This window comes from Klebsiella variicola, from assembly GCF_000828055.2.
GTDB classification, from domain to species: Bacteria; Pseudomonadota; Gammaproteobacteria; order Enterobacterales; family Enterobacteriaceae; genus Klebsiella; species Klebsiella variicola.
In genome coordinates this window covers 3,973,236-3,995,019 of the sequence record NZ_CP010523.2, presented here as the reverse complement: position 1 = coordinate 3,995,019, position 21,784 = coordinate 3,973,236, and the positions used below count along the sequence as shown (strand labels likewise).

The following is a 21,784-nucleotide window of genomic DNA, read 5'->3' as shown; positions in this document are numbered from 1 at the left end:
TGGCGGTGGGCGGCGGCCTGGTGCCCTCACCCCGGCCCTCTTCCGCAGGGAGAGGGGGAAAACCATGCCACCGGGCGAGAGGGATCCCCTATGTCAGCATTACCTTCCCCCGAATACAGCCGCAATATGCGGCTGATTGGCCATAGCGATCAGGGCGGTCGTCCGGACGGCGTGCAGCTGATGGTGCACCGCGGATTCGCCTATATCGGCCATATGGTGTCGCAGGGCTTTTCCGTGGTCGATGTTCGCGATCCGACCCGGCCCACCACCGTCAACTATATTGCCGCGCCGCCGGGCACCTGGAACGTGCATCTGCAGGCGCATGACGATCTGCTGCTGGTGATCAACGCCCGGGATCTGTTTGCCGACGCCCGTTTTGCTGATGAGAAGGTCTACTACACCCGCTCGGTGGGCGACACGGTCAGCGATGTGCAGGACAAGGGCTGGAGCGCCGGGCTGCGCATCTTTGATATTTCCACTCCCGCGCAGCCGCGGGAAATCAGTTTCCTGTCGCTTAACGGCATCGGTATTCACCGCATCTGGTACGTCGGCGGCCGCTGGGCGTATGTGTCCGCGTTGATCGACGGTTTTACTGACTACATCTTCCTGACCATCGATCTGGCCGATCCGCGTAAGCCCGAAGTGGCCGGGCGCTGGTGGCTGCCGGGGATGCACCAGGCGGGCGGTGAAACACCGGACTGGCCGCAGGGCAAACGCTATGCGCTGCATCACGCCATTATTGCCGGGGATACCGCCTACGGCAGCTGGCGCGACGGCGGCCTGACGCTGCTGGATGTCAAAGACCGTACCCAGCCGACGCTGATTAGCCATCGCAACTGGAGCCCGCCGTTCGGCGGCGGGACGCATACCGCGCTGCCGCTACCGGATCGTGACCTGCTGGTGGTGCTGGATGAAGCGGTGCTCGACAATCAGGAGGACGGTGAGAAGCTGATCTGGCTGTTTGATATCCGCGAGCCGGCGAACCCGGTGAGCATCTCGACTTTCCCACAGCCGGATGAAATCGACTATGTGGCGAAAGGGGCGCATTTCGGTCCGCACAACCTGCATGAGAATCGTCCCGGCAGCTTTGTCAGCTCAACGCTGATTTTTGCCACTTATCAGAATGCCGGCGTGCGGGCTTACGACATTTCCAACCCGTATCGTCCGCTGGAGACCGGGGCGCTGGTGCCGGCGGCGCCGAAGACGATGATGGATACCCGTCCCGGCCGCCCGCAGGTGATCCAGTCCTGCGATGTGTTTGTCGATGCGCAGGGCATTATCTACAGCACCGATTACAACGGCGGGCTGTCGGTGATTGAGTATCTGGGATGAGGACAAGGTAAACGCAAAATGGTGCTCGCATGTCTGCCGGGTGGCGGCTTTCGCCTTACCCGGCCTACAAAAGACTGCAAGATCAAACCGTTATGCGGTTATCTGTAGGCCCGCGCAAGCACAGCGCCGCCGGGCAATCCCTGATGATTGCACTTTTTAGGGCTTGCTCCCTCTCCCTGTGGGAGAGGGTTGGGGTGAGGGCAAGGTAAACGCAAAAAGGCAATGACAATGGCCTTTTTTAGGGTGTGCTCCCTCTCCCTATGGGAGAGGGCCGGGGTGAGGGAAAACAGGCCTCACTCAGCTGTACTGGCGTACCCGCGCCAGCAGCTCGTCGACGCTGTCGATACGCTCGGCCAGCACAATCAGCGCTTTGCCGAGGGTAATGGCGTGGCGCAGGCATTCATGGCGCATGGCGTCGTCCTGGATAGTGTCGATATCCGCGACGTGCGACAGTCCGACGCTGCGGCGGATCAGTTCGCTGCCGCAGAAGCCAACCGCGTCGGCCCAGACTTTCTTCAGAAAGGCGGAAGCGTAGCCGGGGTAAGCCAGCGCCGCGTCGCGGGTTTTCTCCGCCGCCAGCGCCTGGAAGCGTTCGGCGAAGGTGGTCCACAGCTGGTGGATATCGTTCAGTCGCTGCTCGCGTGCGGCGGCGGCGTCGCGAATGCCGAGCTGGCCCGGCAGGCCGCAGTAGTTAAGCAGCAAGTTGCCGATGGCGGTGCCGATATCGAAGCCAATGGGGCCGAAATAGCCGAACTCGGCGTCGATGGCCTTCAGGCTGCCTTCGGCAACGAAGATCGACCCGCTGTGGATATCGCCGTGCAGCAGCGCTTCCGCATGGGCAAAGAAACGATGCTTCAGCGCCGCCACCGCCAGCTTTAGCTGGGCGTCGTCGCGCAGGACGGCAACATCGGCCTCCAGCTCCGCCGGGTAGTTATTACGCTCGTGGATCTGATACGGGTCGTTAAAGAACAGATCCTCGGTGATCTCGCACATCGCCGGGTTACTAAACTGCGCCACCTGCGCTTTTTTCTCGTGGGGATGGAGATAGAAATCGCTGGTGTGGAACAGCACCTGCGCCAGATAGTCGCCAAGCTGGCGGGCCGCCTGCGGGTAGTAGACGTTAGCGATAAGCTCCCCGCGCCAGATGCGGTGGTCGGAAAGATCTTCCATCACCATCACCGCCAGCTCGGGATCAAAGTGATGGATTTTTACCGTGTGCTGCGGACTGTGCTGATAGTGGGCGACCAGGGTCTGCGCTTCCAGACGGGCGCGGTCGAGGGTCAGGGGCCAGGATTCGCCGACACAGCGCACGTAGGGCAGGGCCTGTTTGACGATCGCCCGGCTGACGCCCTGGCGATCGAACACTTTAAACACCAGATTGAGGTTGCCATCGCCCACTTCCTGCGCGCTGACCAGCTCCGATGGGTTGTCGATGCCGGCGAACTGCTGCGCGTAAGCCACGGCATCGTGGGCGGTGAAGGTATGGTATTGCGACATTGCCTCGATCCTCGAATTCTGATTAAGCCGTTCAGACGTCTATACTTCTGGATTCCATCCTGACACAATGTGATACAACAACGCAACAGGGATTTAACGACATGCAGACATTACAGACCACCAGCCTGCGGGTGAGTGAAAATCAGCTTTTTATTCTCGACCAGCAGGCCTTGCCGCAGGAAAAACGCTGGCTGGCGGCGGATAACGTTGCGCTGCTGGTGGACCATATTCATGCCCTGCGGGTGCGCGGCGCGCCGCTGATTGGCCTGTCCGCCAGCCTGCTGCTGGCTCTGCTGGCCCAGCGCGGCCTGAACCGGGATGCACTCCAGCAGGCGCTGGAGACGCTGCGCGCGGCGCGGCCGACGGCGGTCAACCTGATGAATAATCTGGATCGCATGAAGCAGGCGCTGGCCCGGGAAGATTACCCGCAGGCGCTGGAAGCGGAAGCTTTGCGTCTGGTCGAAGAAGATAAACAGCTGTGCGACCGCATCGCTGAGGCGGGCAGTGCGCTGGTGAAGCCCGGCAGTCGACTGCTGACCCACTGCAACACCGGTGGCCTGGCGACCGCCGGGGTAGGGACCGCCCTGGGGGTTATCGCGCTGGCGCACCGGCAGGGAAAGGTGGCCAGCGTGTGGGTCGATGAAACCCGGCCGCTGCTGCAGGGCGGACGTTTAACCGCCTGGGAGCTGGGCGAGCTGGGCGTGCCGTATCAGTTGATCACCGATTCAATGGCCGCCAGCCTGATGGCGCAGGGGCAGGTGGATGCGGTGTGGGTCGGCGCCGACCGTATCGCTGCCAACGGCGACGTGGCGAATAAAATCGGCACCTATTCCCTGGCGGTTTTGGCCCATTATCACCAGATCCCGTTTTACGTCGCTGCCCCGCAGACCACCCTCGACCGCCATTGCCCGAACGGCGCGGCGATCCCCATTGAGCAGCGCGCGGCGGCGGAAGTGACCGGGGTGGCGGGCAGCTTCGGCGCGGTACAGTGGGCGCCGACGGGGGCTGCCGTTTACAATCCGGCGTTCGACGTCACGCCTGCTGGGCTGGTGAGCGGCTGGGTGCTGGACAGCGGGGTGGTCACCCCGGCGCAGGTCGCCGCCGGGGCGTTTGCGCCGGACAATGGATAGCCGACACCGTGCCGGGCCTGGAAAAAATGGCTTTCCCGGGCCCGGGCAAGCGCTGCATTGCTACGGCAGGACCATGGCTACCGCCGGGGCGGATGACCGGTCGATACGCTGACCGAGGGCGGTAATAGCCGCCTGGAAGGGACACAGCGTACCGACGTCGGTCTGACGGCAGCCCGGCTGACGCCACTCCTGACGCAGCATCGGGTGCTGCGCGTCCGGCGTCTGCAGACGACGCAGGTCGTCGAGGCCTTGCGCCTGGAAATAGACCCGCAGATAGCGTTCCCCGCTCTTCGCGTTGCGCCAGCGCTCCAGCACCAGGCTACTGCCCGGCGGGATATTTCCCCGGCTGTAGCCCGGCAGCTGCCAGCTAAAGTTCATCAGCGTGCGCACCATGGCGATATTGGTGTCATGGGCCACCAGCAGCAGCCAGCGTACGTTCGGATTCGCCTCCGGTTTGACGCCGTCGAGCATGGCGTTGAGCAGCACCGACCCGCGTTTTTGCGCGGTATACAGCACGTCGTTACTGAGATCGTAGTTTTCCGTTAACAGCGGCAGCAGGGCGGTGATCTGCCTGGCCTGGGTGATCTTGCCCCACGCCAGCTGGCTGAGAGGCAGGTTTTCACTCCAGCCGAGACGCAGCGTCTCCACCATATTGGCCATCACGCTCAGTCCGCTAATAGTGGTTTTCCCGCTTTTGCTCTGCTCCACCTGCCAGGGGGTGTCGAAGATCGGGCAGGGTTTATCGGCCTGACAAACCGCCTGTTGCAATAGCTGGATGGCCGGCGCCAGCGCCTGCCGACGCTGCGCCAGATCCCCGGCCTTCTCTTTCACCGCCGCCAGCTGGCGGGCGGGGTCGGTTTGCGTGGCGGCGAACTTGTCGGTCTGAAACAGGGGATCGGCATCCCCGCTGACATAATGGATAGCGACGCCGCAGCCGGGGAAGGCGCCATCCACCAGCGCCTGGGCGGTCGCCCGCGTCCGCTGCAGCGGGCTGGCGCGCACTTAAATCGACTCCGCCGTCGGGCATCCCGCCTGCAGCAGGCCGAGCTGGCGATAGTGCTGGCCTTCCTCACGTCCTTTGTTAACCACGGCGGCATAGCCATGGCCGGTGAGCTCGCCGTCATGGGTGGTCCACTCGGTCCACGGTCGGCCGGTGGCGGCCTCGATGGCTTCCCGGTTGCCGGCCGTCGGCGGGCGGATACCGTGGCGGCTGAGCTCGACCACTTTCTCCAGCTGCCAGTCCGCGGCGGCAGCAGATTGCAGCGCCAGCAGCGGCAGCGCGCAGGCGATAAACAGGCGTAACAGCCCCTGATGTCTTGCAGGCATCATATCTTCTTCCTTAATTCGTTAATCGGTTATGAGGAGAACGATGTCTGCCGTTCGACGGCATGGCGCCGGGCGACGATGGCGGCAGTGGTAAAACAGAGTAGCGCGGAACCCAGACCGGTACCCACCCAGAACAGCGCCAACGTGCTGAAATCATACAGCGTTTTGCCGTTCTCAAGGATAGCCGTTTTATCAATAATGATCCCGGTGAGAAACTCGCCCAGGCCGGCGCCGGCGTAGCTGGCGATGCCGATGGTGCCGAGCGCGGCCCCGGCGGCTTTGCGCGAGGAGATATCGACGGCGATCAGCCCGCCGAGGAAGCAGGTCAGGGCGCCAATGGTGGCCCCGAAGATAATCATCGCCAGAATATCAGTGTAATAATTGTGCGGCGACCAGAGCATCAGGGCGAAGCCGGCGGTGTTCAACAGGCTGATAAACCCGGCCATCACGCTGCGGTTGCGTGGGAAAAAGCGGTCGGAGAGCATGCCGGCGATGATGGTCCCGGCGATGCCGGCGATGGCGTTGACGCCGATAATCCCGGACGCCTCCAGCGTGGAATAAGCTTTATCCTGCTCGAGAAAGAAGATCCCCCACGAGTTGACGGCGTAGCGGTCGATGTACATAAAGGCGGAGGCGAGGGCGAGGGTCCACAGCGCCGGGTTGCGCAGCGCCAGCAGCTGGTTTTTAAACACTGAGCCGCGGGCTTCGGCCTCCTCCTGCGGTTCATCGCGGATGACGTTGATGGACGGGAAGCCACTGCTCTGCGGCGAATCGTGCATGAACAGCACCAGCAGCACCACCCCGGCGGCGCCGAGCGCGGCGGTGGACAGGTAGCCCATCTGCCAGCCAAATCCGGCGATCACTGCGGCGATCACCATATAGGTCACCGCCTCGCCGATATTATGCGCCGTCGACCAGATGCCATAGAAGGTGCCGCGCTCCTTAACGCCGTACCAGCGCGCCAGCGAGACCGCGCAGGGGCCGACGCCCATCGACTGGGCCCAGCCGTTGATCCCCCAGAAGATGGCCAGCAGCAGGGCGTTGGTGGTCATCCCCATCATCAGGTTCATCCCGGCGCTGAGCAATAAACCGAGGCTCATATAGCGCACCACGTTGGCGTGATCGGCGATAAAGCCGTTGACCAGCTTGCCGATGGCGTAGCTGAAGAACAGGGTTGAGCCGATCATGCCCAGCTCCGTCGGGGTGATCCCCAGATCCACCAGCGCGCTTTTGGCGACGGTGAAGGATAACCGGCAGACGTAAAAGGTGACGTAGGCCAGGGTCATGGCGATAAAGGTTTGCCAGCGCACCCGGCGAAAACGGTGTTCATCAAACGCGGCGCCCGCTTTCGGCGGCGACGCCCGGAAAAAAGCGATAATTCCAGACATAGGTGGTTCTCCGCAGGTCGGAGGCCTGACTGATTGATGTGGTTCGTCCGTGAATGAAGTTATCGTTACTGTGTAGAGTACATAATCAGAAATAGCCTGACCCGTAAGGGTTAATGTAAGGGTTGTGGGATCATCTTTTTCAGCTGCGGGTAGAGCGTCTGGCTGGCCAGCAGTAGCGGGTTGCCGCGCTGGATCCCCTCCTGCGCCAGAAAATCGTTGCTGGCGCCGCCCGCTTCGCGCATCAGCACCAGCCCCGGCAGAGCGTCCCACGGGTTCATGTGCGGCTCGTAGTAGCCAATCAACCGGCCCGCCGCCGCCCAGGCGCTCATCAACGCCCCGGAACCGTTGCGGATAAACATGCCGCCGTCGCTGAGCAGCGCCTGCAGAAACGGCAGAAAGTCCGCCGGGGTGACGCGATGCGAGGTGCCGACGCCCATCACGCCCTCTTTGACCGTCGTCGCGGGGTGTGGACGGATCGGGGCGTCGTTGAGCCAGGCGCCATGGCCCCGCAGGGCGTGAAACAGCTCGCGATGGTTGGGGTCGTAGACCACGCCGATGACCGGTTCGCCGTCGGCGACGATCGCCAGCGACAGGCACCAGGTGTGCAGGCCGTTGAGGAAACAGCTGGTGCCATCGATGGGGTCGACCACCCACAGCACTCGCGCGTCGGGCAGGCGGGTGCCGCTCTCTTCGCCGAGAAAGCCATCTTGCGGAAACGCGCTCTGAATGCGCTGTTTCACAAAGGCCTCCACCCGTTTGTCGGCCACGCTGACCACATCCTGCAGGTCATTGCCTTTATGGTCGACGGTCAGCGCCTCGCGCTGTTGATAGTATTCAAACGCCAGCTCAGCCCCCGCTTTCGCCAGCTCGCAGGCCAGACGGTAGCGGGCCTGTAGCGCTTCTGATTCCTGAGATTGCATAGTGACTCCCTATTTTGCACACGTGTGCATTTTGCGTAAAAAAAACAGCCCCGAAGGGCCGAATGAGTGTGGCCGGGTTTCGCAGAAGATTCTGTGATCGCTCCAGCATAAAATGATTTTTTCATTTCGCACTATGACGAATAATTAGTTTCACCGGCACTTCGCGATGGCGTGAGGGCAGGCTGAAGCGGGCGATCCGCGTCATCAACAGATCCACCGCGTGGTGCGCCAGCAGGGCGGTATTCTGCTGGACGGTGGTGAGCTGATAGGGCTGCCAGTCCGCCTGCGGGATATCGTCAAAGCCGACGATGGCCGGCAGCGGGGCGGGGGCGTCCCGCAGGCCATCCAGGGCGCCCAGCGCCAGCATATCGGTGGCGCAGAACAGCGCCTGCACTCCGGGGTTTTCAGCAACCAATTCTCTGGCGGCCTGGTAGCCGGCCTGATAGCCGCCGCCGTCGCAGAAGCGGCTGATCACCGCCATACCCGACGTCCGGGCGATGAAAGCCTCATAGCGCTGGCGGGTGCTGAAGTTCTCGCGATTTTCGCCAATAAAGCCAACCTGCTGCCAGCCTCGACGACTAAACAGATCCGCCACCAGCTTCGCCCCCTGGGCATTATCGCTGCACACCCGATCGCAGCCGGCGAGGTCCGCATGGCGGTTGATCAGGGTGACGGGGATCTTGCGCGCCAGATACTCTTCCGCCAGCGACAGCGGCGGCGCGCCGGAGGTGATGATCACCCCGGCGACGTGATAGCTCAGCAGTTGTTTAAGCGAGGGGGCGAGCTGCTGCGGATCGTCAGCGTTCATCAGCAGCGGCATAAAGCCATTGAGCGCCAGCTGATGGACCAGCGGCGCCAGCAGTTTGCTGCGAAACGGGTTGTCGAAACCGGCGGTGACGATGCCGATAAAATTACTGCTGCCAGTGATCATCGTCCGGGCGATGATATTCACCTGATAGCCCAGGGCTTCCGCGGCGCTCAGCACCTTCTGCCGGGTCTTCTCCGACACCGAGGCGCCGGGGGTGAAGGTGCGGGAGACCGCCGAGCGCGAGACGCCGGCCAGTCTGGCCACGTCCTCGGCCTTAATCCATTTTTTATCGCTCATCGTCGTTTCGCGCCGTCTGTTTTCCAGGAAGCCGACGCCCGGGCGGGCGTCGGTCACGCACACTGCCTGAAAAGGTATCACAGAAAGGCGCCGACGCGCAGCGCCTTGCGCCTTATGCCGGGTAGCGGATGTGCTCCACCTCACGCTGCAAAATCACCTTGCCGTGGCGAATGGAGGTCAGCACCCGTGCCTGACGACGGACGGCCTCGTAGTCGTTTTCCGCATCGAGGATCAGCAGGTTCGCCGGGCGGCCTTCGGCGAGGCCGTAGTTATCGCCCAGACACAGCGCCCGGGCGCTGTTGTCGGTGACGAAGTCGAGGCAGCGCTGCAGATCGTCATAGCCGAGCATATGGCAGATGTGCAGCCCGGCATCCAGAATGCGCAGGATATTGCCGTTCCCCAGCGGGTACCACGGATCCTGAATCGAGTCCTGGGCAAAGCAGACGTTGATGCCGGCGCGATCCAGCTCCGCCACCCGGGTGACGCCGCGCCGTTTCGGCCAGCTGTCAAACCGGCCCTGCAGATGAATGCTTTCGGTCGGGCAGGAGATGAAGTTGATGCCCGAGGCTTTCAGCAGGCGAAACAGCTTTGAGCAGTAGGCGTTATCATAAGAGCCCATCGCGCAGGTGTGGCTGGCGGTGACCTGCGCCCCCATGCCGCGCATCCGCGCCTCCTCCGCCAGTACTTCAAGGAAACGCGATTGCGGATCGTCGATTTCATCGCAGTGGACATCCACCAGGCGGCCGTAACGCTGGGCGAGGTCCATCAAAAACATCACCGAGCTGACCCCTTTGTCGCGGGTGTTCTCATAGTGCGGAATGCCGCCCACCACGTCGGCGCCCATCTCGATGGCGCGGGTCATGAGTCCGCGGCCGTCGGGGTACGATTCGATTCCCTCCTGCGGGAAGGCGACAATCTGCAGATCGATAAGATCGGCGGCCTCTTGTTTCACCGCCAGCAGCGCCTTCAGGGCCGCCAGCGACGGATCGGTGACATCCACATGGGTCCGGACGTGCTGGACGCCGAAGTCGCGCAGCATGCCGATGGTTTTCAGCGCCCGCTGGCGGGTGTCCTCCGGGGTAATACTCGCTTTGCGCTGGCTCCAGCGGGTGATGCCTTCAAACAGGGTGCCGCTGCGGTTCCACTCCGGCTCGCCCGCGGTGAGGGTGGCGTCAAGATGGATATGCGGCTCGACGAAGGGCGGGATCGCCAGCCGGCCCTGGGCGTCGATATCCCCGGCGTCGGCACTCTGCATCGCGGCCTGGGCGGAGATGCGGTGAATCATCCCGTCCTGCAGGTCAAGGGTAAACAGCGCCTCCTGGCGGCGCAGGCGAGCGTTAATAATTTTCATGGTGGGTCCTGTAAATGGTTTTGCGATAAACGCCAGATCACCAGCGCGACCGAGGCGTTGAGATGAAACTGGGGGTGGCTGACCGGGTAGCCGGTCAGTTTTTCAATACGCTGGATGCGCTGATGCAATGTGTTGCGATGCAGGCCCAGCCGGTCGGCGGCCCGCACCACGTTGCCGTTCTCCTGTAGCAGCGTCTCGAGGGTCTCCAGCAGCAGCCATGGCGCTTTGCGGCCCGGTTCGATCAGGCAGCCCAGGGTGTCGTGCATAAAATCGTTGAGCAGCGCCGGGTCGCTGACCGCGGACAGCAATTTGATAAACCCCAACTGCTGATAGTCGCTGATACGCTGGGTCGGCCGCAGGGTATCGCACAGATCCAGCGCCTGGCGCGCCTGCGACAGCGCCCGCGGATAACCCTGCAGCTGCCTGACCGGTGCGGAGAGGCCGCAGAGCAGCGACAAACCCTCCTCTCCGTCCGCCAGCGCCTGCAGCCACTGCTGCAGCCATTTTTTCTGCTGAAAGCCTTCCCCCTCCTCATCCGGCAGCAGGAAAAGAAACATATTGCTGCGCTCCAGCAGCGGGAAGGGGTTGCCCTGCTGGTTGAGCTGCTGCTGCAGCTGCTGACGCACGCTGCGGTGGGCCTGCAGCAGCCAGGCTTCGGCCTGCTCGGGCGGGAACTGGCGAAACAGGCGGGACAGCCCCTCCAGACGCAGCGCCGCCAGCCGCAGCGGACGGGTAAAATCGAGCTGCTGATGGAGGGCGCGCTGATGGAGCATCTGCAGATCCGGATAGTCGCCGGTGACCAGCTGCATCAGAATGTCGCGCTGTGACTGCAGGGCGTTTTCACTGCGGACCAGCGCGGTGCCGATGCGCTCGGTGACAATTACCATCTTCAGCAGGTAGGGCTGCTCAATCAGCGGAATGCCCAGCTCGTCGGCAAGGGCGATCAGCGTGGCGGGAATGGCGTGGATATAGGCCTCGCCGGTGAGGATCACCATCCCGGCGATGCCGCGCTGTTTTCCCTCCATCAGCAACTGGATCAGGTTGGCTTCATCACGGGGATGGTTGATGCCGGTAATAAAGACCAGCTCGCCGCCCATGATCCACTCGGCGATATGTTCATTTTCCGCCACGTAGTACCAGCGTACGGCCCGCTGCAGCCCTTGCTTTCCCGCCCGCAGACGCAGGGCGGAGAGTCCCTCAAGGGCCAGCAGTTCGCTGACCGTCAGGCTCATGGCTCCTGCTCCGCGACGGCGGCAGGCTGGCGTTTGCTTAGCAGGCTCAGGACGATATAGACCAGCGCGGAGACGGTGATCCCCACCAGCGGCGCGATCCACGGTGACAGATAGGCCACCACCGCGCCGGCGGCGTAGGCGCCGAGTCCCAGCCAGTTAAAACGCGGCAGGCGGGCGTTCTGCAGCAGGGGATAGCGCCCGCCGCGGGCGAACCAGTAGTCGGCGAGGATCACCCCGCCAATGGGCGGAATAATACTGCCCAGCAGCACAAGGAAGGGGATCAGCATTTCATACATACCGCCAATAGCGAGCACAATGCCCACCCCGGCGGCGGCGAGGGTTAGCGTCCGGCGACGTTCGCTGCGCAGCAGATGGCAGGCGGCGGCGGAGACGTTATAGATGGTGGGCCCCTGGATGGTCAGCAGGTTGAGACACAGCATGATCACCGCGGCGACCGACAGCCCCTGCAGGATCAGGACTTCCACAATATCGGCCTGTTGATAAACGATGGCGCACCAGGCGCCGGCGACGATCATCAGCCCGTTGCCGATGAGGAAGCTGCCCATGCTGGCGAGAATGGCGGTCCGGCTGGAGTTAGCCAGCCGGGTCCAGTTCGTCGCCTGGGTGGCGCCGCTGGCGAAGGTCCCGAAGACCATGGTGATGGCCGCCGACCAGGTCATGGTGTCGCTCGGCGCAATGCGGGTCATCGCCTGCCAGCCGCCGGCGTGGTGCAGCGCCAGATACATGGAGACCATCAGCAGTACAAACATCAATGGCACCGACAGGCGCGACAGCGCGTCCAGTCCCTTGTAGCCCACCAGCGCGGTGACGCAGAACAAAATGCCAAACAGCACCATCAGCGGCTGGGTCAGCGCCTCGGGCAGGGCGAGGATCTTCACCAGCGAGATAGCGACCGTGGCGGTCCCCCAGGCGTACCAGCCCAGCTCGGCAAAACCAAGAATAAAATCGGCCAGCTTGCTGCCGATCTCCCCGAAGCAGAACCGGCCCATCAGCACCGTATTCAGGCCGCTGCGCGCGGCGATCCAGCCCAGCGACGCGGCATAGAGGGCCAGCAAGGCGTTGCCGATGACGGCTATCCACAGCAGATTGACGATGGAAAAGGAGACGCCGAGTTTGCCGCCGGCAAACATCGTGCCGGTGAAAAAGGTAAAGCTGAACAACACCATGGCGATGGAAAATACGCCTTTGCGTCCGGCGGCGGGCGCTTCGACGAGGGGAAAATCATTGCTGTTTGACATCCTGGAACCTCTGGCTGGTAGATGGGCGGTGATAGCCGGAAGTAGCAAGAGATGTGCCAGGAAAAACCGGGCACGGGGAATATCACAGGATGTGCACAGTGCACAGTAATGATGGGGTAAAGACGATGAGATGCCATTTTAGTGGGCATCCTGCCATGTTTTGCACCAGTCCAGGGCAGAGGAGGGCGGCGAGCGCATCCCTGGCGCAGGAGGAGAATTTCAGCCAGGGCGATCCGCCAGTTTTTGGCCAGCGAGTAGTGGAGAATAGCGGTGTACTGAAAACGGTTGGTTAAATCACTGTGAATAAGGGTTATTTAATATGCATTTATGATATAACCATTTGTCTTGTGTGTGTTTCCTGAAATATTGTCCCCTCCGGTTAGCGGTGTTAGTATCGGATAAATAGCCATTTAGACGGCTAAATTAATCATCGCTAACCTAAGGAACTGCTATGTGGCAAGAAAGACTCGCGCAACTGGTCACCACCTGTCATTGGATCGGGGCGAAAGGCTGGGCGCCGGCGACCGGCGGCAATATGTCGGTGCGTCAGGATGACACCTGGTGCTGGCTAAGCGAGTCGGGCCGCGACAAAGGCAGCCTGACGACCGAGGATTTTCTGCAGGTTGAGATCGCCACCAACCAGGCGCCTTCCGGACGGAAGCCGTCGGCCGAGACCGGCCTGCACACCCTGGTGTATCGCCTGTTCCCGGAAGCCAACGTGGTGCTGCATGTGCATACCGTCAACGCCACCGTGCTGTCGCGCATCGAAAAAAGCGACACGCTGGCGCTGCAGGGGTATGAAATGCAGAAAACCCTTAGCGGGCAGCACAGCCATCTCGATACTGTTCCGGTCGCCATCTTTGATAATGACCAGGATATTGACGCCCTGGCGGCGCGGATTGCCGATTATGCGCAAACGCGCCCGCTGCGCTACGGCTTTCTGCTGCGCGGCCACGGCCTGACCTGCTGGGGGAAAGATATTCAGGAGGCCCGCCGTCAACTGGAGGGGCTGGAGTTCCTGTTCGAGTGCGAGCTGATGCGCCGCCGCTACGAGCCCTGAGCCGGAGCAGGTATGGATTTTTATCTTGGGATCGATATCGGCACCTCGCGGGTGAAAGCGGTGCTGTTTGATCAGCATTTCACCGCCTGCGCCAGCGCCGCGGAAAATACCTCACCCCGCCTGTCGGCCAATGGCTACGCGGAACAGGATATGACCCAACTGTGGCATTCGGTGCTGGCTATTCTGCGCCAGATTGCCCGCCACCCGGCGCTGCAGGCGGGGCGGCTGCGGGCCATCGGCCTCGCCGGGCAAGGGGAGGGGGTCTGGCTCAGCGATGAGCAGGGCGAACCGGTGGGCCCGGGGATCCTGTGGAGCGATACCCGCAGCCACGAGCTGATGAGCGACCTGCTGCGCCGACCCGGCTTCGACCGCCGCTATTTCGCCGATACCGGCACCCACCTGCAGCCCTGCAATACCAGCCTGCAGCTGTACTGGCTGAAACAGTATCAGCCGGCGCGGCTGGCGGCCGCGCGCTATCTGTTTTTCGCCAAGGACTGGATCCGCTTTCGCCTGACCGGCGTGGCGGCGCTGGAGTTGACGGACGCCAGCAGCTCGTTACTCAATCAGCAGACCGGCAGCTGGTCCTCGGTGGTGATGAATGAGATGGGGCTGAACGAACTGCTGCCGCTGTTTCCCCCGCTGCTGGCCCCGGATGCTCCGGCTGGCACGCTGAGCGATGCGGTGGCGGCGCTGACCGGGCTGCCCGCCGCGACGCCGGTGGCCGCCGGGGCGCTGGATGTCTGTAGCGCCGCGCTGGGCTGCGGCGCGGTCAACGAAGGGGATATCTACACGATCCTCGGCACTACCTGCTGCACCGGGATCGTCTGCCGCGGCCCGCAGACGGTGAACGAGGCGACGCGCTTTGTCACCCATACCGAAGCCGGGCAGGTGATCTCGCTGTTTCCGATGCAGGCCGGTACGCCAAACATTGACTGGCTGCAGCAGCATATTTCGCTGGACGCCGATCTGGATCGGCTGGAGCAGGCGATCGCGGAGGTGGAGCCAGGCAGCGGCGGCGTCTTCTGGCAGCCGTACCTCAATGGCGAACGCGCGCCGTTTTACAGCCCGGACGCGCGGGCCGGCTTTTTCGGCATTAGCCCGCACACCACCCGCGCCGAACTGCAGCGCGCGGTGTTTGAAGGCCTGGCCTTCGCCATTGTCGATGCGCTACAGGGTTATCCGCAGGGCGGCGAGCTGTATCTGACCGGCGGCGGCGCAGCCTCTGCGACCTGGCTGCAGATTATCGCCGACTGTACCGGGCGTACGGTGGTCTCCAGCGCCTTTAACGAACTGAGCGCGCGCGGCGCGGCGATTCTGGCGGCCCGCAGCGTCGCGGCGCTGGCCGAGACGCCTCCGCTGGCGCAGACCCGCTATCAGCCGCGCCCTCAGGCGCATGCCCGCTACGCGGCGCTGTATCCCGTTTACCGCCTGCTGCGTGAGCAGATGCTGCCGGTATGGCAGGCCAGACAGGCCGCCCTTCAACCTCTTTCTCAGGACGTACAACCATGAAAATCGTTTTTACCGCCGAGCATGCTGGCGACCTTAGCGCCTTCCACCAGCTGGGCGAGCTGCTGGTGGAGGGATGGGCGCTGGGCAAACCGAAACTTAGCGCCGGTCAGCTGATTGAGCTGGCCCATGACGCCGAGGTGCTGGTGACCAGCTATGATGAGGTGACAGACGCGGTAATGGCCGCCTGTCCGCGCCTGCAGGTGATCGCCTGTACTCGCGCGAATCCGGTGAATATTGATACCCAGGCCGCCCAGGCGCGCGGCATCCGGGTGCTCTACACCCCGGGGCGCAATGCCGATGCCGCCGCGGAGCTGACGCTTGGCCTGATGCTCAGCCTGGCGCGCCATATTCCGCAATCCCATGCGGCGCTGAAGCGGGGGGAATTCACGCAGGCTGATAATGCCGCCGCCGCCACCCAGCAGGGTCTGCGGCGGGATGTGGTCTGGGACGTGAGCCCGGAAAGCCCCTATGAAGTGTTTAAAGGCAGTGAACTGCGCAATAAAACGCTGGGGCTGGTGGGGTATGGCAACATTGGCCGCCGGGTGGCGCGTATCGCCCGGGCGTTCGGCATGGCGGTGTTGGTGGTGGATCCGTTCGTCGCCGCAGAGGATATCAATGAGCCAGGGCTACAGAAAACGACCCTGGAGGCGCTGTTCCGCGAGGCGGATATCGTCAGCCTGCACCTGAGCAGCGGGCCGCACAGTGACGGGCTGGTGAATGCGGCGCTGTTAAACAGCATGAAGCCCGGCGCGCTGCTGATCAATACCTCTCGCGCGGCGGTGGTCGACGAGGCGGCACTAATTGATGCCCTGCGCCACGGCCCGCTGGGCGGCGCGGCGCTGGATGTCTATCACCGCGAACCGCTGTGGCGAGATCATCCTTTTGTTATCGAGTTCGATAACGTGATTATCACGCCGCATATCGCCGGAGCCACCCGGGAGAGTATCGCCAAACACACGGCGATGATTGCCGCCGATCTTCAGCGCTATGTCGCCGGGGAGCCGCTGCTGTACCAGTGGCGTTAAGCCGCTTGCGCCGCTGCGGCGGCGCGGGTCCATCGTCAGGGGCGATGGGCCGCCATAAAAGCCTGGGTCTGTTCCCAGTCCACTACCCCGGCATCCGATCCCATCCCGGTCGCCACCAGCGCGGCCACCGCCGAGGCGACGTCACACGCTGCTTTCACGCTGAGTCCGCGCGCCAGCGCGGCAATAAACCCGCCGCAGTAGCTGTCGCCGCAGCCGGTGGTATCCACTGCCTCGACCGGCCACGGCGCAATATGCTCCAGCGCGCCATCGCGACGGATAAGCCAGGAACCGTTCTCGCCGTCTTTCAGAATGCAGGTGCCCACACCGAGTGCCAGGAAGAAGCGGCCGATGGCCTCCGGCTGCGTCTCGCCGGAGAGAAAGGCGGCTTCCTCCAGCGAAGGCATGAAATAATCCACCGACGGCAACAGGGGCCGCAGTAGTTCGAGGGTGTCTTCATTCGGGGCGATAAGGTCAAAGCTGGTGGTGACTCCGCGCGCTTTAGCCGCCTGCAACAGCCGCGCGCTCTGTCCCTGGTCCATTGCCGCCAGCAGTCCGGTCCCGCCGTGATGCAGGAAACGACAGTCGAGGACGGCGTCAAATTCCGTTTCACTGACGAACAGGGCGTCGGATGCGCCCCGGCAATGCAGGGCCGGACGCTCGCCGTTGGGGCGAATCGGCAGGATCGTCGCCGAGGTCTCTTTCAGCGCGGTGCGCTGGATAAGCGAGCAGTCGATGCCCAGCCGGGCATAGCTGGCGAGGATAAAGTCGGCCTTTTCATCTTCACCCAGGCAGGCCACCGCTGCGGTGCGGATCCCCAGCTTCGCGGCGTTAATATTGGCCCCGGCGGCGGTGCCGGCGGGGTTGAGGCGAATTTGCTCAATAAAGGCGACGCCGCCGCGCGGCGGTATCGCCACCACCGGGCGCCCGGCGATATCCAGAATAGTCAGGCCGACAAACACGGCGTCAAAGGTTGCCATCGTTCTCCCGTTTAGCGATGCGTTTGGCGCAGGCGCGCCTGCCAGAAAGAAAGGGCGAGGGCCACCACCAGAATCACGCCGACCAGCGCGTCCTTCACCAGATAATTGAGCCCCATCAGGTTCAGGCCATTATCAATAATGGCAAGGAACAGCACGCCGCCGAGGGTGCCGAGGATGCTGACCCGGCCCAGACGGTTAAAGGCGGTGCCGATAAATACCGCCGCAATGGCGTCCATCAGGTAAGACTGCCCGGCCAGGGGAGTAAACTGCCGCAGGTTGGCGGAGAGGATCACCCCGCCGATGGCGCAGAGCGCCGAGGCGGCCACCAGCACGCCGAGCATGGTCAGGCGATCGCGGATCCCGGCGATACGCGCCGCTTCGCTGTTCTGGCCGATGGCGCGGACATATTTGCCCCACAGCGTGCGCTCGGTGACCAGCCATGCCACCAGCCACAGCGCCAGCACAATCACCACCGGCGTGGGGATCCCACCAAGGTTGCCCACTGCCAGATCGTGATATTCCGGCGCCATCCGCCGATAAGCTATCGCGCCGCCGCCGTCGGTATAGATGCGCTCGGCGCTGCTGGCGATAAACCAGGTGCCGAGCGTGGCGAGGAAGGGGCGGATCCGGCAGATGAGGATCAGAAAGGCATTGAGCAGGCCAATCAGCACGCCGCCAAGCAGGGCGCAGCCTACCGCGGCCTGCCACGGCAGATGCCAGGTTTTCAGGGCGACGAGGGCGAAGGCGGCGCCGAAATCGAGCGCAACGCCCACCGACAGATCAATCGCCCCGGCGCTGACAATCAAGGTCATCGCCATCGCCACAATCAGCAGGATCGCGCTGCCCTGCAGCAGGTTGGCCCAGTTATCCACGGTTAAAAATACCGGATTCGCCCAGCCAAACAGGGCGATGGCCAGCAGGGTGATGACGCCAAATCCGGCTCGCGACAGCCAGGCCAGCGGGCTGCTGGCCGTCGGTTCTGCCGGGGCAGGGGTTTTCAGGGTGATTTGGCTCATGCCTCGCCTCCTTTGTGTCTGACCGCCGATGCCGCCAGCACCACCAGGATCAGGCCGCCTTTAATGGCGCCCATCCAGAAGATATTGACCCCCAGCAGGCCGAGCCCGTTAGAGAGGGCGTTAACCAGGATCGCCCCCAGCAGCGCCCCCCAGATGGTGACCACCCGACGGCGCGAGAAGGCGGCGCCGATAAAGGTCGCGAGCACGGTTTCCAGCAGCAGCGGCGTGGCCGTCCCGCTGGAACTGCCGGAGCCCTGGCTGAGCAGCGGCAGAATAGCCAGCCCGGCGGCAATGCCCGCTAACAGCCAGACCAGCAGGGTCAAGCGGCGCACGTTCAGGCCGCTCATCTGCGCCATATCGCGATTGCCGCCCACCGCCTGCACATGCTGGCCGAAGCGGGAGTGGTGGAGCAGGAACTGGAACAGGATAAACACCCCCAGCAGATAGATCAGCGGCCAGGGCAGGCCCAGCACACTGTTATCGCGAAAGGCGACCATCAGCGGATCGCTGACCGCGATGCGCCGCTGGCCGGTCAACAGATCTGTCAGGCCGGTAAACGCCACGGAGGTCGAGAGGGTGGCCAGCAGCGGCGGCAGGCCGGCCGCCAGCACCAGGAAGCCGTTGATCGCCCCGCAGAGCAGGCAAACCGCCGCCAGCAGCGCCAGCAGCAGGAGGTACGGCGTGTGCCATTCGGCCAGACCGAGGCTGAGCAGCGCGACGCCGAGCACCGCCGTCGCCGGCAGGGAGAGGTCGATGCCGCCGGAGACCACGTCATCCCCGCCCACGGCGATAACGCAGACCAGGCCGAAACAGAGGATCGCCAGCGGAACGCTCTGGACCAGCATCAGGCTGATATTTTGCCAGCTGAGAAAGTAGGGAGACTGTACGCTCAGCCATACCAGCAGCGCCAGAAACAGGATCAGGGGAAATTTTTCAATCAGCGTCGCCAGGCCCGGACGGCCGCGACGCTGGATAGCGGTACTCATAGTGAAGGCTCCTGTCCGCCGTTGATCGCCACCAGCAGGGCGTCCAGCGTTAGCCCGCGGGTGGGCAGATTGGCCGCCAGCGTGCCGCGCCAGAGGACCAGGATCCGGTCGCATAGTCCGAGCAGTTCGGGGGCGTCGCTGGAGGAGACCAGCACCGCCCGTCCTTTATCGGCCAGCTGGCGCGTCCGTTGATAAATATCGCGACGGGCGCCGATATCGACCCCAAGGGTGGGTTCATCGAGAATAAACAGCCGGGCATCGGTGCCGAGCCAGCGGGCGAGGATCGCTTTTTGCTGGTTGCCGCCGCTCATGTAGCGTACCGGCAGCGCCGGGCGTCCCGGGCGGATCGCCAGCTGTTCTATCCAGTCGCGCGCTTTCTGCTCGGCGATACCCCGCCGCTCCCAGCCAAAGGTAGCGGTCTCCGGCAGTGAGGCGAGATTAATATTGTCGGCGGTGGTGAAGGGCAGGATCAGCCCCTGATGGCGGCGGTCGCGTGGCACCAGCGCCATGCCGGCGCGGATCGCCTGCTTCGGCGTACGAATGCGCCGCGGCTGGCCGTCGAGGTGGATCGTACCGCGTTCTGCCGGGCGTAAGCCGTAGAGTAAGTCGACCAGCACATCGCGTCCGGCGCCCAGCAGGCCGGCGACGCCGACGATTTCGCCCGGCTGAATATCAAAAGAGAGATCCTGCAGCTGCCGCCCGTCGCTCAACTGGCGCACCGAGAGCAGCGGGGCCGCCCCGTTGTCTGCCGCCGGGTGATGGCGCGGGGTATACAGCTGGTCGATTTCCCGGCCGACCATCATGGCGATCAGCGCCTCGGTATTCTGCAGCAGGTCGCGGTCCGGGTAACCGACCACTTCCCCGTTACGCAGCACGGTGCCGCGGTCGCAGAGGGTAGCTATCTCATTGAGGTAGTGGGAAATATACAGAATGGCAATGCCCTGGTCGCGCAGGCGAAGGATGGCGGAGGAGACCAGACTGGCCTCCTGCGCCTCCAGGGGGGCGGTGGGCTCGTCGAACACCACCAGCCGCGCCGCGCCGTCGATCAGCGCGCGGGCAATCTGCACCAGCTTGCGCTCGGCCAGGCTCAGGTCGCGCACCAGCCGTTCGGGGTCGATCGCCAGTTGCCAGTTTTGCTGGAAAAATTGCGCCGTGGCGGCCTTCATCCGTCGGCGATCCAGCGCCCCCCAGCGGGTGCGATACTCCTGGCCGAGAAAAACCGATTCCGCGACGGTAAAGTGCGGGATCAGGTTAAGCTCCTGGTGAATGACGCGAATGCCGGCGGCTTCAATGGCTGCCGGATTGCCGAGGGGCAGCGGGTGACCGTCGAGGGTCGCGCTGCCGCTGTCAGCCTGATAGACGCCGGCGAGGATTTTAATCAGCGTCGATTTACCGGCGCCGTTCTCGCCAATCAGGCCATGAATTTCCCCCGGATTGAGGCGCAGGGTGACTGAATTAAGCGCCGTAACGCTGGCAAAACGTTTGCCGATCTGGTCCATGACCAGACCCGCGGCGGGGCGCTCCCCGCCAGGGTGTTGATTTATCACTGCAGTTCGCCGTATCCCAACTGTTTATACACCGCTTTCGCCTCCTGCGGACCTTTCACTGGTATCACCGGGATAAAGGTTTGCACCGGCAGTTTCTGACCGGCAAAGTAGCGGGCCACGTTGTCGGCGGAGGTCTGGCCAATCAGATGCGGCTGCTGCGCGACGTTAGCCACAAACGGACTGCCGGGCTCTGCCATGATCTCCAGCGTCTCCGGACCGGCGTCGATGGCCGTCACTTTCACATCCTTATCACGGCCGGTCTCTTCCAGTGCCTGGACGATACCGATGGCCGGTTGATCCCAGCAGGCGACATGGATGGCGTCCAGTTTGCCTTTCGGATACTGGCTGAGTAATTCGAGGGTTTTCTTCCGCGCGTCTTCCGGCGAGTTGGCGAACTGTTCCGCGAGCTCAGGCTGGATAATATGAATATCCGGATAATCCTTAAGGACATATTTCCACTGATCGTAGCGAATTCCGCAAATACGCAGCGCGCTGGAGAACGCGTTAAATACGGCGACGTTGCCTTTGCCGCCTAATTCATCCGCCATGTAGCGGCCGATGGTCGAGCCTAAGGTGTAGTTATCGGAGGTGGTATTGTTGACCGAATATTGAGAAACGTGATCCACGGTAAATACCGGGATACCAGCATCACGCAATGCTTTAAATTTTGGTTCGACGGCGCTGTCGCCGAGAATACTAATTACCGCGTCCACCTTGCGTGACAGTAAAATATCGTGATTATTGGCATGAACCTGATTATCGCGGCCGCCATCGACGCCAATGACTTTGCCCCCCAGTTTCTCCACTTCCTCTGTCGCACCTTTAAAGGCCTCGCGATCCCAGAAATGCTGAGTGCCGACAACGGCAACGCCAATGGTTTTTCCCTGTAAGGAGAGGGCGTCTGCGGCAGTGACGCTCAGCGAGGCAAGGGAAAGCAGTCCCAGCGCGGCAGGCAATAATTTTCTCTTCTGCGACATTGTTATTATGATCCTGTGATGAAGGTGGTTGCGGACCGGTAGCATGACAAGAAGCACCTCGCCACCTCAAATACAAAATAAGTCTAAGTTATGCCGGGAATGTTATATCGCAGAAACGCCAGAGAAAAATGTTATTTTGCCATCGGG

Annotated in this window: 17 protein-coding genes and 1 pseudogene; 5 read left to right on the top strand and 13 right to left on the bottom strand. The window is 62.9% G+C overall.

Annotation, left to right across the window (positions count from 1 at the left end; translation table 11 throughout):
- Positions 1-90: 90 nt before the first annotated feature.
- On the top strand, positions 91-1,332 hold the full coding sequence (locus tag SP68_RS18755; protein WP_022065143.1) for an LVIVD repeat-containing protein: 1,242 nt from the start codon (positions 91-93) through the stop codon (positions 1,330-1,332).
- Between the two features lie 297 nt (positions 1,333-1,629).
- Here SP68_RS18755 and mtnK read toward each other — a convergent pair whose 3' ends face one another.
- Positions 1,630-2,829, bottom strand: a complete 1,200-nt coding sequence (mtnK, locus tag SP68_RS18750; protein ID WP_016160472.1) for an S-methyl-5-thioribose kinase — start codon at positions 2,827-2,829, stop codon at positions 1,630-1,632.
- A gap of 101 nt (positions 2,830-2,930) precedes the next feature.
- On the opposite strand from mtnK, the gene mtnA reads away from it, so the two are divergent.
- Entirely contained in the window at positions 2,931-3,959 is a 1,029-nt protein-coding gene (mtnA, locus tag SP68_RS18745; RefSeq protein ID WP_023322216.1) for an S-methyl-5-thioribose-1-phosphate isomerase, read from the top strand.
- 60 nt (positions 3,960-4,019) lie between these two features.
- On the opposite strand, the pseudogene SP68_RS18740 reads toward mtnA, so the two are convergent.
- The 7 genes and pseudogenes from SP68_RS18740 to codB all read right to left on the bottom strand — a co-directional run bounded on the left by SP68_RS18740 (position 4,020) and on the right by codB (position 12,540).
- Positions 4,020-5,288, bottom strand: a pseudogene (locus tag SP68_RS18740) (histidine phosphatase family protein).
- Positions 5,289-5,314: 26 nt separating this feature from the next.
- Entirely contained in the window at positions 5,315-6,673 is a 1,359-nt protein-coding gene (locus SP68_RS18735) for an MFS transporter (protein WP_040973862.1), read from the bottom strand.
- A gap of 110 nt (positions 6,674-6,783) precedes the next feature.
- A complete protein-coding gene (locus tag SP68_RS18730) occupies positions 6,784-7,593 on the bottom strand; it encodes an inositol monophosphatase family protein (RefSeq protein WP_040973864.1) in 810 nt (269 codons plus the stop codon).
- A gap of 121 nt (positions 7,594-7,714) precedes the next feature.
- Complete coding sequence (locus SP68_RS18725; protein WP_162499995.1) at positions 7,715-8,665, bottom strand: LacI family DNA-binding transcriptional regulator; 951 nt, start codon at positions 8,663-8,665, stop codon at positions 7,715-7,717.
- A 145-nt stretch (positions 8,666-8,810) separates the two neighbouring features.
- A complete protein-coding gene (gene codA / locus SP68_RS18720; protein ID WP_040973866.1) occupies positions 8,811-10,049 on the bottom strand; it encodes a cytosine deaminase in 1,239 nt (412 codons plus the stop codon).
- Positions 10,046-11,281, bottom strand: coding sequence for a PucR family transcriptional regulator (locus tag SP68_RS18715; RefSeq protein WP_012542475.1), 1,236 nt, complete (start codon positions 11,279-11,281; stop codon positions 10,046-10,048). The genes codA and SP68_RS18715 overlap by 4 nt, the downstream gene beginning before the upstream one ends.
- Positions 11,278-12,540: a cytosine permease gene (codB, locus tag SP68_RS18710; RefSeq protein ID WP_022065136.1), complete on the bottom strand. Its 1,263-nt coding sequence runs from the start codon at positions 12,538-12,540 to the stop codon at positions 11,278-11,280. Before codB ends, SP68_RS18715 begins: the two co-directional genes overlap by 4 nt.
- Before the next feature lie 451 nt (positions 12,541-12,991).
- Between codB and SP68_RS18705 the strand changes: the two genes are divergently transcribed.
- Genes SP68_RS18705 through SP68_RS18695 form a run of 3 tightly spaced genes read left to right on the top strand, consistent with a single transcriptional unit; the run spans position 12,992 to position 16,134 of the window.
- The gene (locus SP68_RS18705) at positions 12,992-13,600 is read left to right on the top strand and encodes a methylthioribulose 1-phosphate dehydratase (RefSeq protein ID WP_008805607.1); all 609 of its coding nucleotides are present in this window, start codon (positions 12,992-12,994) and stop codon (positions 13,598-13,600) included.
- Between the two features lie 12 nt (positions 13,601-13,612).
- The gene (locus SP68_RS18700; RefSeq protein WP_038422257.1) at positions 13,613-15,109 is read left to right on the top strand and encodes an FGGY-family carbohydrate kinase; all 1,497 of its coding nucleotides are present in this window, start codon (positions 13,613-13,615) and stop codon (positions 15,107-15,109) included.
- Positions 15,106-16,134 carry a 2-hydroxyacid dehydrogenase gene (locus SP68_RS18695; RefSeq protein ID WP_002894255.1) on the top strand — a complete coding sequence of 343 codons (1,029 nt, stop codon included), beginning with the start codon at positions 15,106-15,108 and terminating at the stop codon, positions 16,132-16,134. The genes SP68_RS18700 and SP68_RS18695 overlap by 4 nt, the downstream gene beginning before the upstream one ends.
- 35 nt (positions 16,135-16,169) lie before the next feature.
- On the opposite strand, the gene SP68_RS18690 is transcribed toward SP68_RS18695, so the two are convergent.
- From SP68_RS18690 to SP68_RS18670, 5 genes are read right to left on the bottom strand one after another with little or no spacing between them, the layout of a single operon-like run.
- The gene (locus SP68_RS18690; protein WP_008805609.1) at positions 16,170-17,111 is read right to left on the bottom strand and encodes a carbohydrate kinase family protein; all 942 of its coding nucleotides are present in this window, start codon (positions 17,109-17,111) and stop codon (positions 16,170-16,172) included.
- Positions 17,112-17,122: 11 nt separating this feature from the next.
- On the bottom strand, positions 17,123-18,127 hold the full coding sequence (locus tag SP68_RS18685) for an ABC transporter permease (RefSeq protein ID WP_022065711.1): 1,005 nt from the start codon (positions 18,125-18,127) through the stop codon (positions 17,123-17,125).
- A complete protein-coding gene (locus SP68_RS18680; protein ID WP_008805611.1) occupies positions 18,124-19,113 on the bottom strand; it encodes an ABC transporter permease in 990 nt (329 codons plus the stop codon). Before SP68_RS18680 ends, SP68_RS18685 begins: the two co-directional genes overlap by 4 nt.
- Positions 19,110-20,612 carry a sugar ABC transporter ATP-binding protein gene (locus SP68_RS18675; RefSeq protein WP_072123428.1) on the bottom strand — a complete coding sequence of 501 codons (1,503 nt, stop codon included), beginning with the start codon at positions 20,610-20,612 and terminating at the stop codon, positions 19,110-19,112. Before SP68_RS18675 ends, SP68_RS18680 begins: the two co-directional genes overlap by 4 nt.
- Before the next feature lie 44 nt (positions 20,613-20,656).
- The gene (locus SP68_RS18670) at positions 20,657-21,637 is read right to left on the bottom strand and encodes a sugar ABC transporter substrate-binding protein (RefSeq protein WP_008805613.1); all 981 of its coding nucleotides are present in this window, start codon (positions 21,635-21,637) and stop codon (positions 20,657-20,659) included.
- Between the last annotated feature and the right edge of the window lie 147 nt (positions 21,638-21,784).

Excerpts from the sequence above, each read along its gene's own strand:
- SP68_RS18755 (WP_022065143.1), top strand. The coding sequence starts at position 91 with ATGTCAGCATTACCTTCCCCCGAATACAGCCGCAATATGCGGCTGATT.
- mtnK (WP_016160472.1), bottom strand. The coding sequence starts at position 2,829 with ATGTCGCAATACCATACCTTCACCGCCCACGATGCCGTGGCTTACGCG.
- mtnA (WP_023322216.1), top strand. The coding sequence starts at position 2,931 with ATGCAGACATTACAGACCACCAGCCTGCGGGTGAGTGAAAATCAGCTT.
- SP68_RS18735 (WP_040973862.1), bottom strand. The coding sequence starts at position 6,673 with ATGTCTGGAATTATCGCTTTTTTCCGGGCGTCGCCGCCGAAAGCGGGC.
- SP68_RS18730 (WP_040973864.1), bottom strand. The coding sequence starts at position 7,593 with ATGCAATCTCAGGAATCAGAAGCGCTACAGGCCCGCTACCGTCTGGCC.
- codA (WP_040973866.1), bottom strand. The coding sequence starts at position 10,049 with ATGAAAATTATTAACGCTCGCCTGCGCCGCCAGGAGGCGCTGTTTACC.
- SP68_RS18715 (WP_012542475.1), bottom strand. The coding sequence starts at position 11,281 with ATGAGCCTGACGGTCAGCGAACTGCTGGCCCTTGAGGGACTCTCCGCC.
- codB (WP_022065136.1), bottom strand. The coding sequence starts at position 12,540 with ATGTCAAACAGCAATGATTTTCCCCTCGTCGAAGCGCCCGCCGCCGGA.
- SP68_RS18705 (WP_008805607.1), top strand. The coding sequence starts at position 12,992 with ATGTGGCAAGAAAGACTCGCGCAACTGGTCACCACCTGTCATTGGATC.
- SP68_RS18700 (WP_038422257.1), top strand. The coding sequence starts at position 13,613 with ATGGATTTTTATCTTGGGATCGATATCGGCACCTCGCGGGTGAAAGCG.
- SP68_RS18695 (WP_002894255.1), top strand. The coding sequence starts at position 15,106 with ATGAAAATCGTTTTTACCGCCGAGCATGCTGGCGACCTTAGCGCCTTC.
- SP68_RS18690 (WP_008805609.1), bottom strand. The coding sequence starts at position 17,111 with ATGGCAACCTTTGACGCCGTGTTTGTCGGCCTGACTATTCTGGATATC.
- SP68_RS18685 (WP_022065711.1), bottom strand. The coding sequence starts at position 18,127 with ATGAGCCAAATCACCCTGAAAACCCCTGCCCCGGCAGAACCGACGGCC.
- SP68_RS18680 (WP_008805611.1), bottom strand. The coding sequence starts at position 19,113 with ATGAGTACCGCTATCCAGCGTCGCGGCCGTCCGGGCCTGGCGACGCTG.
- SP68_RS18675 (WP_072123428.1), bottom strand. The coding sequence starts at position 20,612 with ATGGACCAGATCGGCAAACGTTTTGCCAGCGTTACGGCGCTTAATTCA.
- SP68_RS18670 (WP_008805613.1), bottom strand. The coding sequence starts at position 21,637 with ATGTCGCAGAAGAGAAAATTATTGCCTGCCGCGCTGGGACTGCTTTCC.